At 52.2% G+C, this 16,763-nt stretch carries 14 protein-coding genes and 1 tRNA gene; 7 read left to right on the forward strand and 8 right to left on the reverse strand.

The genetic code is table 11. The features are described 5' to 3' along the window. Window positions 1–5: 5 nt before the first annotated feature. Window positions 6–1,685, reverse strand: a complete 1,680-nt coding sequence (locus IAE27_RS16195; protein ID WP_162556175.1) for a sensor histidine kinase — start codon at window positions 1,683–1,685, stop codon at window positions 6–8. A gap of 397 nt (window positions 1,686–2,082) precedes the next feature. Between IAE27_RS16195 and alaC the strand changes: the two genes are divergently transcribed. Further along, window positions 2,083–3,321, forward strand: coding sequence for an alanine transaminase (gene alaC / locus IAE27_RS16200; RefSeq protein ID WP_004104296.1), 1,239 nt, complete (start codon window positions 2,083–2,085; stop codon window positions 3,319–3,321). Between the two features lie 41 nt (window positions 3,322–3,362). On the opposite strand, the gene ypdK is transcribed toward alaC, so the two are convergent. Then, on the reverse strand, window positions 3,363–3,434 hold the full coding sequence (ypdK, locus tag IAE27_RS16205) for a membrane protein YpdK (RefSeq protein ID WP_077777854.1): 72 nt from the start codon (window positions 3,432–3,434) through the stop codon (window positions 3,363–3,365). A 366-nt stretch (window positions 3,435–3,800) separates the two neighbouring features. Next, on the reverse strand, window positions 3,801–4,988 hold the full coding sequence (locus IAE27_RS16210; RefSeq protein ID WP_265092165.1) for a cyanate transporter: 1,188 nt from the start codon (window positions 4,986–4,988) through the stop codon (window positions 3,801–3,803). Between the two features lie 166 nt (window positions 4,989–5,154). On the opposite strand from IAE27_RS16210, the gene cynR reads away from it, so the two are divergent. After that, on the forward strand, window positions 5,155–6,060 hold the full coding sequence (cynR, locus tag IAE27_RS16215) for a transcriptional regulator CynR (protein WP_115239339.1): 906 nt from the start codon (window positions 5,155–5,157) through the stop codon (window positions 6,058–6,060). A 204-nt stretch (window positions 6,061–6,264) separates the two neighbouring features. Here the strand turns inward: cynR and IAE27_RS16220 are convergent, their stop codons facing one another. The 3 genes from IAE27_RS16220 to IAE27_RS16230 all read right to left on the reverse strand — a co-directional run bounded on the left by IAE27_RS16220 (window position 6,265) and on the right by IAE27_RS16230 (window position 8,663). Further along, entirely contained in the window at window positions 6,265–7,134 is an 870-nt protein-coding gene (locus IAE27_RS16220; RefSeq protein WP_108704711.1) for a hypothetical protein, read from the reverse strand. Between the two features lie 486 nt (window positions 7,135–7,620). Next, window positions 7,621–7,692, reverse strand: a tRNA-Arg gene (locus IAE27_RS16225). Between the two features lie 74 nt (window positions 7,693–7,766). Beyond that, on the reverse strand, window positions 7,767–8,663 hold the full coding sequence (locus IAE27_RS16230; RefSeq protein WP_004104191.1) for a formate/nitrite transporter family protein: 897 nt from the start codon (window positions 8,661–8,663) through the stop codon (window positions 7,767–7,769). 258 nt (window positions 8,664–8,921) lie between these two features. On the opposite strand from IAE27_RS16230, the gene mlaA reads away from it, so the two are divergent. Next, window positions 8,922–9,683 carry a phospholipid-binding lipoprotein MlaA gene (gene mlaA, locus IAE27_RS16235; protein WP_004104189.1) on the forward strand — a complete coding sequence of 254 codons (762 nt, stop codon included), beginning with the start codon at window positions 8,922–8,924 and terminating at the stop codon, window positions 9,681–9,683. A gap of 62 nt (window positions 9,684–9,745) precedes the next feature. Here the strand turns inward: mlaA and fadL are convergent, their stop codons facing one another. Continuing rightward, entirely contained in the window at window positions 9,746–11,110 is a 1,365-nt protein-coding gene (fadL, locus tag IAE27_RS16240) for a long-chain fatty acid transporter FadL (protein WP_004104187.1), read from the reverse strand. Between the two features lie 371 nt (window positions 11,111–11,481). Here fadL and IAE27_RS16245 point away from each other — a divergent pair, with 371 nt between their 5' ends. The 4 genes from IAE27_RS16245 (at window position 11,482) to sixA (ending at window position 16,075) form a co-directional block, all read left to right on the forward strand. Beyond that, entirely contained in the window at window positions 11,482–11,766 is a 285-nt protein-coding gene (locus tag IAE27_RS16245; RefSeq protein ID WP_004114294.1) for a YfcZ/YiiS family protein, read from the forward strand. 159 nt (window positions 11,767–11,925) lie between these two features. Further along, on the forward strand, window positions 11,926–13,236 hold the full coding sequence (fadI, locus tag IAE27_RS16250) for an acetyl-CoA C-acyltransferase FadI (protein ID WP_070555645.1): 1,311 nt from the start codon (window positions 11,926–11,928) through the stop codon (window positions 13,234–13,236). Next, on the forward strand, window positions 13,236–15,380 hold the full coding sequence (gene fadJ / locus IAE27_RS16255) for a fatty acid oxidation complex subunit alpha FadJ (protein ID WP_154022312.1): 2,145 nt from the start codon (window positions 13,236–13,238) through the stop codon (window positions 15,378–15,380). The genes fadI and fadJ overlap by 1 nt, the downstream gene beginning before the upstream one ends. A 209-nt stretch (window positions 15,381–15,589) precedes the next feature. Then, entirely contained in the window at window positions 15,590–16,075 is a 486-nt protein-coding gene (gene sixA / locus IAE27_RS16260; RefSeq protein WP_014230284.1) for a phosphohistidine phosphatase SixA, read from the forward strand. 20 nt (window positions 16,076–16,095) lie between these two features. Here the strand turns inward: sixA and smrB are convergent, their stop codons facing one another. Continuing rightward, complete coding sequence (gene smrB / locus IAE27_RS16265; RefSeq protein WP_004104178.1) at window positions 16,096–16,647, reverse strand: endonuclease SmrB; 552 nt, start codon at window positions 16,645–16,647, stop codon at window positions 16,096–16,098. Window positions 16,648–16,763: the final 116 nt, after the last annotated feature.

Below are 16,763 nucleotides of genomic sequence, written 5' to 3' on the forward strand. Positions count from 1 at the left end.
TCCGCTCATGACAGCAGCGACTCCCTGGCCGCCTGGGGCGCGTGCTGGTGAGGCACATAGAAGGCGATTTCGGTCCCTGGCGTCAGGCGTCGGATATGCAGGCCTTCGCCGTACAACAGCTTGACCCGATGATGAACATTGAGCAGGCCAATTTTATTTCCCGGTATTTCGTCAGCCTCGACTCTCGCCACTACCGCAGGGTCAATACCGTTCCCCGTATCGCGAACGCTAATTCGTACCCGATTTCCGCACTCATTAATGCCGATGGTCACCACCCCTTTACCTTTGCAGGGCTGAATTCCGTGGACAATCGCATTCTCCACCAGCGGCTGAATAAGCAGGCTGGGGATCATAAAGCTGACTTCATCATCAATATCATAAATCACCGTCAGCTTGTCGCCGAAGCGAGCCTGTTCAATGGCGATGTAATCCTTGATTTGATACAGCTCCCTTTTGATGTCTATCTGTTCATCATCTTTTAATTCAATGTTGTAGCGGAGATAGCGCGACAGATTAAAAATCAACTGGCGCGCGGTGTCCGGATTCATGCGAATCGACGACGAAATCGCGTTCAGGGCATTGAATAAAAAGTGGGGGTTAATTTTGCTTTGCAGCGCGCGCAGTTCGGCTTTATTAGCCATTTCACGAAGCTGCTCTGCGCGGGAGACCTCTAGCTGAGTAGAGATGATTTGCGACAGGCCAATCGCCATTTCCTGTAGCGATGAGGTTATGCGGTGAGCGTGGCAATAATAGATTTTTAACGTACCGGTGACGATGCCTTTTTCCCATAGCGGAATGACCAGCATAGAGTGTATTTCCGGCGTCCGATGAGCTTCGTCATTGTTTTTAATGATGATTTTTCCATAGCGAATCGCCTGTTGCGTTGTCGGGCTGATAAAGTCGTCGTTATCCCGGTAGTTGATTTCCCCGACGCCGACGTAGGCCATCACATGTTGAGTATTGGTAATGGCGACGGCATCGGCATTAATATCGCGGCGGATAATATCGCATACCTGACGCAGGGACTCGCTATTGACGTGGCGAAACAAGGGGAGCGTTTTGTTAGCGATGTCGAGCGCCAGTTTCGCCTGACGCGCGGCGCTGGCCTCCTTTTCCCCTTCAACGCTCTGCACCAGCAAAACGATAAAACCGATGCATACGCTGCCAAGGATCATCGGAATACCGATTTTTGACACGATATCTATCCCCAGCGAGAACGATGGAGCCCACGCCACCACGAGTATCATGGTTAAGGTTTCGCACAGCATCCCGGCGAGGATCCCCGCTTTCCAGCGCTGCGCTTTAGGGACTTTACGACTGATTAACCCGGAGAGTAGACCGGCGACAATGCTGGTGATAAAGCAGGGGATGGCGGTGACGCCATCAATATCGATTAGATAGCGATGTACGCCGGCAATGGCGCCCACTATCGCGCCTACCCAGGGGCCGAAGAGGATCCCGCCGGACATGACTGCGATAATACGCACGTTGACCAGTGAACCTTCGACCGGTACGCCGGACCAGGTACTGAAAAGGGCAAAGAGGGAGAAAATGGCGGTAACGGCCAGCAGCTCTTTTGGCGTGTGCGCGGATTTATGCAGAAGTTCACGAAACAGGCGCAGGCGAATGAGGAAAAAGAGACAAATCAGCATTAATGCCGCGCGGTCAAAAACCGCCAGCAGCATAGTAAAAATTTCGTGCATGTGTGCGCCGTGTTAATCGCGAGAAAGCAATATGATAGAAAACCTCGTCGCAGAAGACCAGCCGAAGAGAGGAATGAGGAAAAGTAACACAAATAAAAGGGGATTAATGACGGTGCGCTGAGTTTCAATAGCGTCTGCGCAGGCGATGATTTTTGCGTAAAATTAAAGATATCAATATGTTAAATTTAATGAGGAGTGTGATATCAACGTCGCTTCTTTCTGCCGTATTTAGCTGAAATGATGCACGTTTTTAGCGTGAAAAATTTTTTTTAATCCACCTCTCGACAGGAAGAAAATATTCGGGTTATTTTCTAAACGTGCTGCGGTTGCAGCCGCGTCGCTCGGACGGTCCGGGCGCTAACGTTAATCCGAGGAATCTATGGCTGAATTCAGTCCTGAACGCCGTTTTACGCGTATCGATCGTCTCCCCCCGTACGTTTTTAATATTACTGCCGAACTCAAAATGGCTGCGCGACGCCGCGGCGAAGATATTATTGACTTCAGCATGGGTAACCCCGATGGCGCGACGCCGCCGCATATCGTTGAAAAGCTATGTACCGTTGCCCAGCGCCCCGATACGCACGGTTATTCCACCTCTCGCGGCATCCCGCGACTGCGCCGGGCGATTTCTCGCTGGTATCAGGATCGCTATGACGTAGAGATCGATCCGGAATCAGAAGCGATTGTGACCATCGGTTCAAAGGAGGGGCTGGCGCATCTGATGCTGGCGACGCTTGACCATGGCGACACCGTGCTGGTGCCGAATCCCAGCTATCCAATTCATATTTACGGTGCGGTGATTGCCGGAGCTCAGGTTCGTTCAGTTCCCCTCGTTGAAGGCGTGGATTTTTTTAACGAGCTTGAGCGCGCTATTCGTGAGAGCTATCCGAAGCCGAAAATGATGATCCTCGGTTTTCCATCCAATCCGACAGCGCAGTGCGTTGAACTGGAGTTCTTCGAGAAAGTCGTCGCGCTGGCGAAGCGTTATGACGTACTGGTCGTGCACGATTTGGCCTACGCCGATATTGTGTATGACGGTTGGAAAGCGCCTTCTATTATGCAGGTTCCCGGCGCGCGCGATGTGGCCGTCGAATTCTTTACGCTCTCAAAAAGCTACAATATGGCAGGCTGGCGTATTGGCTTTATGGTGGGTAACAAAACGTTGGTTAATGCGCTGGCGCGCATTAAAAGCTACCACGATTACGGCACTTTCACTCCTCTGCAGGTTGCGGCTATTGCTGCGCTTGAAGGCGATCAGCAGTGCGTTCGCGACATCGCCGAACAGTACAAACGCCGCCGGGACGTGCTGGTGAAAGGGTTACATGAGGCGGGCTGGATGGTGGAGTGCCCGAAGGCCTCGATGTACGTATGGGCTAAGATCCCTGAGCAGTACGCGGCCATGGGGTCCCTGGAGTTTGCTAAAAAGCTGCTGCAGGATGCTAAAGTCTGCGTTTCACCCGGCATCGGTTTTGGTGATTACGGTGATACTCACGTACGCTTCGCTTTAATCGAAAACCGCGATCGTATCCGCCAGGCCGTACGCGGTATTAAATCAATGTTCCGCGCCGACGGGCTGCTTCCGGCAGCGGCTAAGTTAACCAGCGAAAGCAACGAATAAAAAAAGGAGCCGAGAGGCTCCTTTTTTTAACACCGTTAAAGCTAGATCATCAGGGCGAAAGTACCGGCCCAAACGATGACCATAAAAGAAATGCCCATTAAGAAATATTTCACGACTCATCACTCCGCGCTCTCGGCGAGACGCCTTACATGAATTTGCTCTTCATTGCCTGCTCAGCTATCGCTAACTAAAACGACACTTTTTTAGCCGGCGGTAGCTGTAAATTCTGAGCGTAAACGGCTCCAGATGGCGCTAATGTACGCCTAAAAAATGAGGGAAACAAGAGCCATTTTTTTATTAATTTTTAGTTACTTACGAGTGTCGTGATTCGGCGACACATTAATTTCATTCGGTATTAAATTTCATTCTGGCGACGGTCGTTAACAATGGTTTTTGTAGGGATATAGTTACTTGATTTTGGGCTTTTTTCTGTCTGAATACGGGATGGGGTAACCATCCCGTAAGAGGATTCGACGGGTTTAGCGAGTGGCAGAGTTCTGATGTTGCCACTCTTGCGGATAGCGTGCCGGGGCAAAACGCAATGTGAGGAGCATTAACGCCAGGACGCAGGCGGCGTGAAACATCCAGCCCGGAAGGAAATTGCCGTTTAAGCTCCGCAGCAGCCCTGAAAGCCAGGGGGAAATACCTGCAATAATAAAGCCCACTCCTTGCATAAAGGCCACCAGGCGACCCGCGATAGCGGGGTGCTTCGCGTGATCGAGCGCCAGTACCAGGCAGAGCGGAAACGCGCCGCCAAGTCCAATACCGCAGCAGATAGCCCAGGCAAGCGGTAGCTGCTGCGGTAGCCAGATAAAGCCGCAGAAGCCGATGAGCTGCAGCGCCAGCGCCAGCATCAGAAGCTTTCGCCGATCTTCATGCCTGGCCAGAACAGGCAGAAGTAGCGCTCCGCCAGTCTGGCCGACGGTCATTAACGCCAACAGGGTACCGCTAAACTGCGCGCTATAGCCTGACTGCATATAGTAGGGGGGCAGCCAGGCGATCAAACTGGCGTAACCGCCGTTTATCAAACCAAAATAGAGGCTAAGTATCCACGCTCGACGATGGCGAAAAACAGAGAGCTGTATTGTCGATGGCGTCTGGACAGGTAACGTTCTGCTTAGCGGCCACCAGCAAAGGAGCGCTGCCGCTGCGGGTAGCGCCCACCACGCAAGCGCGTGATACCAGATAGCGCTGTGCTGCGCCAGCCACGGCGTAAATGCGGCTCCCAGACCGCCACCGCCCATCAGCGCCGCTGACCAGAGTCCCATCACCTGAGGCGTCCGACGATGAAACCGGCGTTTTATTACCGCAGGAATGAGCGCCTGGATAATACCAATGCCGATCCCGCCAAGAAGCGCGCTGCTGAGTAATAGCGCGCTCTGCGGCGCCAGTTCGCGAAGTAAAGCTCCGGCGGCGATGATTAACAGACTGAAGGCGATACTTTGACGTTCGCTGAATCGGCTGTTAATCCAGCCGCCGGCAAGCGCCAGCAGACCCATCGCGATCACCGGGAGCGCAGTGAGCAGGGAGGCAAGCGTGAAGCTCATACCACTTGCCTGCTGTATCTGGGGAAGGAGCGGGCCTGGCGATGTCAGCAGCGGACGCATATTCATTCCGATAAGCACCAACACCAGCAGCATGGCGCCGTTACGTTGCGTCTGATTCATTGCCGGGTGACCGTGGCGTGTTGAGCGCTGAAGTAAGGATGGGGGGAATTCATTGCGATCTCCTGGGGCTATCAGTCAAAAGGCGCAGGGAGAGTACGCCTGTTGTTTGATAAGTTAAAATACTTATTTATGATTGAGTTCATTTGAATTGCTTATGAGTGAATTCATGTTGCTGCGACATCTCAATTACTTCATTGCCGTTGCTGAACAAGGTAGTTTTACGCGGGCCGCAGCGATACTGCATATTTCGCAGCCGGCTTTATCGCAACAGATTCGCCAGCTGGAGGAGTCTCTGGGCGTACGGCTTTTTGATCGCAGCGGGCGTCATACTTGTCTGACGGATGCCGGGAAGGTGTGGTTGACGTACGCGCACAGGGCGCGGCAGGAGCTCGCTGAGGGGCAGCGTGCGCTTCATGATGTGGAGGACCTGCAGCGCGGTTCGCTACGTATTGCGATGATGCCTACCTTTACGACTTACTTTGTGGGGCCGCTGGTGGCTTCGTTCTATCAACGTTACCCAAATATTACGCTGGATTTGCAAGAGATGACCCAGGAGCGAATGGAGGCCATGTTGCTCAATGATGAGCTCGATATCGGCATTGCTTTTGAAGGCAACGATGCGCGAGATATTGTTTATCAGCCGCTGCTTTCGGAAACCCTGGCGCTGGTGGTAGGCCGGCGTCACCCTCTGGCGACGGCCGATCGCGTCAAGCTGGCTGCGCTCAGTCAGGAATCTCTGATTCTGCTCAGTCGCGCTTTCGCGACTCGCCAGCAAATCGAACGTTACTGCCGGCAGCGTAATATTCCACCGAAAGTTCAGATGGAGGCTAACTCGATTAGCGCTCTCCTGGCCGTGGTAGAACGCACATCGCTGGCAACCCTGCTTCCGGCGTCCATTATTCTGGCGCGTGACGATCTCACTGCCATTGAACTCACCCCACCGTTACTCGCGAGAACCGCATGTCTGCTACAGCGAAAGGGCGCCTGGCAAAGCGCCGCGGCCCGCGAATTTATACTGATGGCGCATCGGGCTGCGATGAAGATCAGTGAAGGTCTTACAGATACTGAATAAGCGAGCTTTGTTGTTATGTTGATTTATGTTTATATGAAATGACTTATTAGCAGACTGGTAATTCATAAAGTATGGTCTTATTATGAAGTCAGGTTCATATCTGAAATTATATTGAAGGCCATTTGACGTTTAAAACTGAGGTATGCGCCACCGCTTCATGGCGCCAGAAAGGGTTTTTATTCTAATGTTTAAATTCACGGTTAGTCATTTGAGCGTGTATTCTGATGCCGGGAGATTAATGCTGCCGTAGCTGGAGACCACGCCTTCTGCCCTTAGTCTATCCATTGCGATATTGAATATTTTATTTTTATTGTTTTCCGTTGCGTTTAGAATATTATCACCAAAGTGTGGGTTGGCTTGAATGATGTGATTGATGAATTCAATGAGCAGTTTATTTTGAAGAATAATTGAGGGATTATGCACCTCTTTATCCTCAATTATATTTAGCGGTTTTTCTGCAAATTCCAGAGGGCGGCTGCTGATGGTATGCTCATAAATTTTCTCAATCGCCTGATTAGTGATGTAAAGCTTATTCATCGTGATGGTTGGCTTCTCATCCTCATCGGGGATGAAGTGACAGAAGAGGACGTTTCTTGCCGGTGAAATGATGCTGATCCGCTGTTCAGTAATGATGCTATCGGGGTTTTCTAGTACTTCCGTTAAATTCCTCGTGTGGCTGTACCACAGGCCAGATACGGAAACCCGGAGTTTTAACTGGGTAACAGGCGTTCCATATTGGGCATCCAGGTTCGGTTCACTTTCATTGAATCTAAAAATTTTGTTTATTTTGGAGTGAGGGGACCACGATCTTTCGCTTCTGCTCAATTCATCAATATTTGATGTGTTAAAAAAATAGGGTTTGTTGCCGCCCTGCTGATGGCGGATAGCACTCTTTAACGTTCCGTTGGTTCTGCCTAATTTGATACAAAGGCTTATTGCACCAATATCATGCCAATGAAGCAGATCTTCTAATTCACAATTTAATAATTTTTGAGCGCGAGAGATTGAACAATATTCCAGTGGCGGAAGGTTGTTGAGTTTCCATATGTTCCGTTCTTTTCTTTCCATGGTCATTATTATCTTATGAAAAATAGGTTGGCTTTTGAGTTTCTTAAGCTGAATTTTGTCTACGTATTGATGATTGTATGATGTTTAATTCATGCTAAATAATTTATCAGAGATGATGTTGTATATCAATTGGTGAATCGGGTCAGACCGTTATCTGTCGTGCAGTCTATCACTTTTTCTGCAGTAATTAAATATATCGCTAATAGAAAATTATAATTGATAGCTATTATTACAGGGAATGATTTGCATTTAATTATTTATGTGGTGAATTGAATCCGGAGGTGTATATGACGTTAATGACAATACGGGAGCGTGTGCTTTAGCTGGAGGAGGGAATTCTCAGGACGTAAACTGTTCGATAAACGCGGTTAACGAGCGTAGCTGGAAGGTTGAACAGCGGGCTGCCATCGCCTGCATCAGGTCTGCAACACGAAAATATCTCTAAAGGTGGCGGGGTGTCAGGCAGGAATTTCCCGATGTAACAAGGCAGAATGTCCCCTGCAGGAATCGAACCTGCAACTAGCCCTTAGGAGGGGCTCGTTATATCCATTTAACTAAGGGGACATGGCGCCGGGATTATAGCGTTATTTTCGGCGCACGTTAAGCTTGCGCGGCCCAACTGCTTAATCTATAGCCATTTAGCGCTTTTTTCTCTCTTCAGCCGCACGGGCTTTCTTCTCGTGGCTCATATCATTACGGATCTGAGCATGGCTTAATAACGCGAAAATAAAGGTCCCACCGCAAATGTTTCCGGCAAGGGTCGGGAGCGCGAACGGCCAGATGAATTCCTGCCACGGCAGCGTGCCGTTGAACACCAGGTAGAAAATCTCGACGCTGCCCACCACAATATGCGTAGTGTCAGCCAGGGCGATAAGCCAGGTCATCAGGATGATGACGATAATTTTCGCGGAGCCTGCGGCGGGAAACATCCACACCATGGTTGCGACCAGCCAACCGGAGATAATCGCATTGGCAAACATCTCCAGCGGAGGGTTTTGCATCACCTTCAGGCTGATTTTAAGAAAGGCTTCGCGAGTCGGTTCATCGAACACGGGCATGACATCGAACGCCCATGCTGCGATAGCGGTTCCAATTAAGTTACCCGCCAGTACAACACCCCATAAACGTAACAGCAGGCCGATATTGCTGAGCGTGGGTTTATGCATAATCGGCAGGACGGCGGTGACGGTATTTTCGGTGAACAGCTGTTGCCGAGCGAGAATGACGATAACAAAGCCAAAGGTGTAGCCGAGATTTTCCAGCAAAAAACCGCCGGGCAGCTCGCTGAGATGGACATGGAATATGCCTTTGGCAACCAGCGAAGCCCCCATTGAGAGTCCTGCTGCAATCGCTGACCAGAGGAGCGCCATGGCATCGCGCTCAAGCTCTTTCTCTCCTTCCTGGCGAATCACTTCATGCGTAGCCATCGCCTGTGAAGGCAGGCGTTCTTCATCCACCTCAATTTCTTCACCATTCTGTTTTTCTTCACTTTCAACCTCAACATCTTCACTATCATGGTGAGTTTGCGGCTTCATAACTTTTCCTCAACGGCTGGTCTTTATTATAATCGTAGAGCGGTTTCGGTTATTTGGAGTGGATAAGCTCCTAAATTCTTTGTAATGACAAGATTAGCAATACGGAAATTGCAAAATGTGTATAGAATCGGGGGCATCAACAACGATGCCAAAAAAGGCTATGCTGAAAGCAGGCACATGCTTACGGGCGATATCTTAATGGAGGCGGCTGTCCTCGGATAACCCCCAGCGATAGCTAAAATTAACAGGGAGATACCTATGAATTTTCGCCTGTCGGCGCTTGCGCTTGGCGCCACATTGCTGGTGGGGTGCGCCAGTTCTGGTTCTGGCGATCTACCGCAGGGGCGTTCAGATCCGCTTGAAGGTTTTAACCGAACCATGTTCAACTTCAACTACAATGTTGTCGATCCTTATGTTCTTCGGCCTGTTGCCGTAGCGTGGCGAGATTATGTTCCGCAGCCGGCGCGTAATGGTCTGAGCAATTTTACCAGCAACCTTGAAGAACCTGCGGTAATGGTGAACTCCTTCCTGAAAGGCGATCCTTATAAAGGTATGGTGCACTTTACGCGTTTCTTCCTGAACACTCTCCTCGGGATGGGTGGGCTGGTTGATGTAGCGGGAATGGCGAATCCAAAACTGCAGCGCGTTGAGCCTGCCCGCTTCGGTAGCACCCTGGGTCACTATGGCGTGGGATACGGCCCCTATGTGCAGTTGCCTTTCTACGGTAGCTTTACGCTGCGTGATGAGGGCGGTGATATGGCTGATGACTTGTATCCGGTTCTTTCCTGGCTGACATGGCCGATGTCTATTGGTAAATGGATGGTAGAGGGAGTCGAAACCCGCGCGCAGCTGCTGGATTCCGATGGCTTGCTCCGTCAGTCCTCCGATCCGTATATCCTGATGCGTGAAGCTTACTTCCAGCGTCATGATTTTATCGCCAACGGCGGTAAACTTTCTCCGAATGAGAACCCCAACGCTCAGGCGATTGAAGGCGATCTCAAAGATATCGATTCACAGTAACCGTCGGGATGAAAGTAAAAAGGGTGAACATGATGTTCACCCTTTTTTGTTGCTGCTGTTGATTAGAAACGGTAGTTAAAGTTCGCGCCGTACAGCCAGGCTTTACCTTCTGATTTAAAGGTATACGGCCCTTCTGTAAATTCGACGTGCTGACCGTGCATATAGGACACACCGACGTCGACGGAAGCGTCTTTATTAAAGGCGTAAGTCGTACCGGCGCTGAGCCACAGACGATCCTGATCCGGGATAGAGATGGAACGATTGGAAGCCGGAACCGGGCTATCATCAAAGGCGATACCGGTACGGAAGGTCCAGTTATCGTCATGGTAATAGGTGGTACCCAGAGCGATACGATAGGAATCTTTAAAACCTTCGTCTTTATAGAACAGCGTTTCGCCGCCGCTGGTTTTGGTGGCTTTCAGCTCCTGGAACTGGCTCCAGCTGGTATAAGCCAGGCTGTAGTGAACGGCCCATTTTGGCGCTACGCGGTTATAACCTGATATTTCCCACATTTCGGGCAGATTCAGCGTCAGAGAACCGCCGATTGTCGAACCACCAGTGCCGTAAGGCAGTCCCAGACCGAGGGCAGAGTTAATAGGGTTGAGGGATGACGGCAGACTGCTCTTATAATCTCCGTCAAAATCAACTTTGACCTCAGAGCGGTAGGTTAAGCCGTAGCGGTTGTTTTTATCGACTTCATATAAAATGCCCGCATTCCAGCCGAAGCCCCACTCATCACCCTTCAGACGAGCGATTTGCGTATCGCGGCTGATACCGCCAGCCTGTTGACCAATTGCCGCGGCCTGGGCCGGAGAGAGTTTGCCGGCTTTCACCATTCCCGGTAGCTGCGCGCCGATAATATCCGGTAAATCGCCCGCGTAGCGCTCTAGTTTAGCTCTGGCATAGACGGCGTCAAAGCCTAAACCAAAGCTCCAGTGATCGTTGAGACGATAGGCGCCGCTCAGATTGAGGTTGAGGGTTTCGAGGTCGGTTGTACCGCCCATTGAGCCCGCGGCAAAATCATTGTTGAACTCGGTGGCTAAACCATAGTTAGACGTCAGAGAAGCCCCCCAGCCAAACTGGTCGTTAATCGGCGCCACAAAGTGCAGATTGGGTACCCATGCGGTTGGCGCGATATTGTCCTGGCTGGCGTCATTACCGATAACTGAACTGCCGGTGACGTTGACATCAGGATCGACAAAAATAGCGCCGCCCGAGAAAGTCGGACGGTCGAACATCATAATCAATGCCGGGTTACGGCTGACGTTTCCAGCATCGTCAGCAATAGCTCCTTCACCTGAATAGGCGCGACCAAGGCCCGATGAAGAGAATTCGTTTAACTGAAAGCCTGCCGACCAGGCCTGGCTTGAAACAAGTGCTACAGCCACTGCAAGGGCAGATTGGGTAAGGCGGGTTTTCTGGCTCATGCCCATAACCTCATAGAGTTATTTTTATTTAAACAATGTTACATGCTGTAACAGGAGCGCGAAGTGTAGGGTCTGCTTTACGACAGAGAAATCAGACCAGTGCGCTGAGTATAGGTCTGACCAGATGATATGTTGCAAGTTTGTTTATAAGTTTTTTCAATTGTGATCTAAGAAACGCGATCCAGTTGGCAAATTTGCCGGGGTACCCGCAATCCAAAGTAGGCACTTTTTGTTTTGGATCATTTTTAAGTGTGATTTCGGTCACTTATCTCCTTTGTCGCCATTAACGACTGGAGGCAGGCATGCCCCGGGCGTAAAATAAGCACATTATTTGTCTGGCACCTTGAGTGCATATACAGAGGAAATCTACGATGAGTAAATGCAGTGCTGATGAAACCCCGGTTTGCTGCTGTATGGATGTTGGTACCATCATGGACAACACCGATTGCACCGCATCTTATAGCCGCGTGTTTGCGAACCGCGCCGAAGCGGAAGAAATGCTTGCCGCATTGAGTGAAAGAGCGCGTAATGTTGAATCGGAGCCGTGCAAAATCACCCCGACCTTTACTGAAGTTGATGGCGGCGTGAAGCTGGATATCGATTTCGTGTTCAGCTGCGAAGCTGAAACCCTGATTTTCCAGCTCGGCCTGCGTTAATCCCTTCCCAAACGCTCCTCCTCGCAGGGGCGTTATCTTTTCTAATCAATGTGTTTTGGCTCGCACTTTTTCTGTTCCCCGATTGGCTTAATGTAAAATATTAGTTAAAACTGTTATCAGGTCAGACCACTTTGTTTTATTGGTTAACAGGGGAGCGTTATGAGTCAGGCATTACCGCTAGTTACCCGTCAGGGCGATCGTATCGCCATCGTCAGCGGTTTACGTACGCCGTTTGCCCGGCAGGCGACGGCTTTCCACGGCGTTCCAGCCGTTGATTTAGGTAAGCTGGTGGTCGGCGAAATGCTGGCTCGCAGCAATATCCCCGCGGATATAATAGACCTGCTGGTATTTGGTCAGGTGGTACAGATGCCGGAAGCACCGAACATCGCGCGGGAAATTGTGCTGGGTACCGGTATGAGCGTACATACTGATGCCTATAGCGTCAGTCGCGCCTGTGCGACCAGCTTTCAGGCGGTGGCCAACGTCGCGGAGAGCCTGATGGCGGGAACCATTCATGCAGGCATCGCCGGCGGGGCCGACTCCTCTTCCGTATTGCCCATTGGCGTGAGCAAAAAACTTGCCAGAACGCTTGTTGATGCCAACAAAGCCCGCACTTTGGGACAGCGCCTCAAGCTCTTTTCCCGGCTGCGTTTCCGCGATCTTCTCCCTGTGCCACCAGCTGTTGCCGAATATTCCACCGGTCTGCGGATGGGCGATACCGCTGAGCAGATGGCGAAAACGTGGGGTATCACGCGTGAGCGGCAGGATGCGCTGGCGCTTCGTTCGCACCAGCTTGCGGCGAGGGCCTGGGAGGAAGGGAAATTAACGACAGAAGTCATGACTGCCTACACGCCGCCGTTCCGTGAACCTCTGGAACAGGATAACAACATCCGTAAGAATTCAACGCTGGCAGATTACCAAAAGTTACGTCCGGCCTTCGATCGCAAACACGGTAGCGTGACCGCCGCTAACAGTACGCCGTTAACCGATGGGGCGGCGGCGGTGATCCTGATGACCGAATCCCGGGCTAAAGCGCTTGGGTTAATACCGCTGGGCTACCTGCGCAGCTACGCTTTTACCGCGATTGATGTTCGTCAGGATATGCTGCTGGGTCCGGCGTGGTCGACGCCGCTGGCGCTGGAAAGAGCCGGGCTGACGCTGGCCGATTTAACCCTGATTGATATGCATGAAGCCTTTGCTGCGCAAACGCTGGCGAATTTGCAATGCATGGCCAGCGATCGATTTGCCCGTGAGGTGCTTGGCCGCTCTCAGGCTATCGGCGAAGTCGATGAGAGCAAATTCAACGTGCTTGGCGGTTCGATTGCCTACGGCCATCCCTTTGCCGCCACCGGCGCGCGAATGATTACCCAAACGCTGCATGAACTGCGGCGTCGCGGCGGAGGGTTTGGGCTGGTTACCGCCTGCGCGGCGGGTGGGTTGGGTTCAGCTATGGTTCTGGAGGCCGAATGATGGAAACCGTGTCGGCATTTACGCTTGAGGTTCGCCCGGACAATATCGCTGTCATCACCATTGACGCGCCAGGTGAAAAAATGAACACCCTGAAAGCTGAGTTCGCCAGCGAGGTGCGGGGAATTATCCGTCAGCTCCGCGACAATAAAGAACTGCGCGGCGCGGTATTTATTTCCGCAAAAGCGGATAACTTTATCGCCGGGGCCGATATCAACATGATTGCCCGCTGTCATTCCGCTCAGGAAGCGGAGGCGCTGGCCCGTCAGGGGCAGCAAATCATGGCCGAGATCCACGGGCTCCCCATTCCAGTGATCGCCGCAATTCACGGCGCATGCCTGGGCGGAGGCCTGGAACTGGCGCTGGCCTGCCACGGGCGGGTATGCAGCGATGATAATAAAACCCGGCTTGGCCTGCCGGAAGTTCAGTTGGGCCTGCTGCCAGGTTCTGGCGGCACCCAGCGTTTACCGCGATTAATTGGCGTCAGCAGCGCGCTGGAGATGATCCTGACCGGCAAACAGCTTCGCCCGCGCCAGGCTCTGAAGGCGGGACTGGTCGATGAAGTGGTGCCACAGACCATCCTGCTACAAACCGCAGTTGAACGGGCTCTTAAAGGTCGTCCGGCAAGCCGTACCGTCCCGGCGCGCGAACGTATTCTCGCAGGACCTCTCGCCCGCAGCCTGCTGTTTCGTCTGGTAGCGAAAAAGACGCATCACAAAACCCAGGGCAACTACCCGGCAACTGAGCGCATTCTGCAGGTGATTGAGACCGGACTGGCGCAGGGCTGCAGCAGCGGATACGCAGAAGAAGCCCGCGCTTTTGGCGAGCTGGCGATGACGCCGCAATCGCAGGCGCTACGATCGATTTTTTTCGCCAGCACCGATCTTAAAAAAGATCGCGGTGCGGATGCGCAGCCCGTCGCGCTGCGTAGCGTAGGCATTCTTGGCGGAGGACTGATGGGGGGCGGCATCGCCTACGTCACCGCATGCAAAGGAGAATTGCCGGTCCGCATTAAGGACATTCAGCCGCGCGGGATAAATCATGCATTGAAATACAGTTGGGATCTGCTCGATAAACAGGTGCGCCGCCGCTATCTGCGCGCCAGCGAGCGCGATCGCCAGATGGGGTTGATTACCGGTTCGCTGGATTACCAGGGCTTTGCCCATCGCGATGTGGTGATCGAAGCGGTATTTGAAGATCTGGCGCTCAAGCAGAAAATGGTCAGCGAAGTGGAACAACACTGCCACCCGGAGACGATCTTTGCCTCTAATACGTCGTCTTTACCGATCGCAGAGATCGCGGCGCAAGCGAGCAGACCTCAGCGGGTTATCGGCCTGCACTTTTTTAGCCCGGTAGAAAAAATGCCGCTGGTCGAAGTGATTCCACATCGTGGTACCGATCGGCAGACTATTGCCACGGTGGTAAAGCTGGCGAAGCTGCAGGGGAAAACGCCGATTGTCGTCGCGGATAAAGCCGGATTTTATGTTAACCGAATTCTCGCGCCCTATATTAATGAAGCCATGCGCCTGTTAATAGAAGGGGAGCCGATCGATCACATTGATAAGTCGTTGGTTCAATTTGGCTTTCCGGTAGGGCCAATTCAGCTTCTTGATGAAGTGGGGATCGATACCGGCACTAAAATTATTCCCGTTCTGGAGGCGGCATGGGGAGAGCGTTTTAGCCCGCCTGCAAACATCATTAGCGCAATTCTGAATGACGATCGCAAAGGGAGAAAAAATAACCGGGGTTTCTATCTTTATGCGGCAAAAGGGCGTAAAAGCAAAAAACGGCCCGACCCGGCGATTTACAACCTGCTGGGTATCGCTTCTCCACAGGCGCGCTTGTCCGCGCAGCAGGTGGCGGAACGCTGCGTCATGATGATGCTCAACGAAGCGGCGCGCTGCTTCGATGAGCAGGTTATTCGCAACGCTCGCGATGGCGATATCGGCGCCGTGTTTGGCATTGGCTTTCCGCCGTTCCTTGGCGGCCCGTTCCGCTATATGGATAGATTGGGGGCGGGGGAAGTCGCAGCGATTTTGCAGCGTCTGGCTGCTCAATACGGCCCGCGTTTTACACCATGTGACACTTTGTTACACATGGCCGAGCAGGGGGCGACCTTTTGGTCCGCTGATGAACGTACGACCTAAGTTGTGGTCAAAGAAGGTAAATCCGTTTGTGAATGGCGCAGTGCTTTGGCGATTTTGTAAGCGATAGTTGACTATACTTACGCCATTGAGGTAAAAAACAGCGTTTCATTCGTTGAATGGATCAGGCACAATGCCCGGCCACCGGGTCACCTGCGTATCGTCTACGTGGGTAAGACCGCGGTGCTTCTGGTTAACAAAAGCGGTGCAATATGCAAGTTTTTATCATGCGTCACGGCGACGCTGCCCTCGATGCAGCCAGTGACTCGGTTCGTCCATTAACCGTCTGCGGTTGCGATGAGTCTCGTCAGATGGCAACCTGGCTGAAAGGTCAAAAAGTGGATATTGAGCGAGTTCTTGTCAGTCCCTACCTGCGTGCAGAACAGACGCTGGAAATCGTTGGGGAGTGCATGAATCTGCCAAAAGATGTCGACGTGATGCCGGAACTCACGCCGTGCGGCGATGTTGGCATGGTCAGCGCTTATCTCCAGGCGTTGGCGAATGAAGGTGTGGCGACGGCGCTGGTCGTGTCCCACCTCCCTCTGGTGGGGTACCTCGTCTCAGAGCTGTGCCCGGGGGAAACTCCCCCGATGTTCACCACTTCGGCGATTGCCTGCGTTACGCTTGATGCCAGCGGCAAAGGCGAGTTCAACTGGCAAATGAGCCCCTGCAATTTGAAGATGGCGAAAGCTATCTGATTTCCTCCGGAGCCGACGTTTTACGGAAGCTCCGGCGGTTGCCACTCTTCAACTTCAATCAGTACCAGCAGTGCGGCGTCACCGCCGTACTCTTTTGGTGCCTGATGAAACGCCATGATATGCGGGTGCTGAGCCAGCCATAGCGGCGTTTGCTGTTTGAGAATATGCTTCCCATGCCCGTGCATTACGCAGGCGCAAAATACGTGCTCGCGACGGCAGGCGGCAATCAACGCCCCCAGCTCCTGCTTGGCCTGCTGCTGGGTCAAACCGTGCAGATCGAGAAACAGCTCCGGCGAATAATCACCCCGACGCAGTTTTTTCAGCTCAAAGTGGCTGACGTCAGCACGCACATACTTCACCGATCCTTCGGTATTCAGCAACGGCTGAAACTCATCGGAAAAGTAGTGGCTGTTATCGGCCTGCTCCTGGAGCAGCCGCTTGGGCGGTACTTCAGCGATTTTTTTGCGCTGCGGACGGTGAACAATGGTGTCCTGCTTAATCTGACGAGTGCCGGTCATTAGCTGCCGGAACAATGCCTGATCCTCCTCGCTTAGCGTTGTTTTCTTTTTCATTACCTGGTCTCATTTTTTCTTTGCCGGTAGTTTACCCGACTCGCCACGCATCCAGGCAAGGAAAACCTCTTTTTCCCCCTCAGCGTGACGTAAGAATGCTGATTTATCCCCGTCTT

It is taken from the genome of Klebsiella sp. S69, from assembly GCF_016516145.1.
Lineage (GTDB): Bacteria > Pseudomonadota > Gammaproteobacteria > Enterobacterales > Enterobacteriaceae > Klebsiella > Klebsiella oxytoca.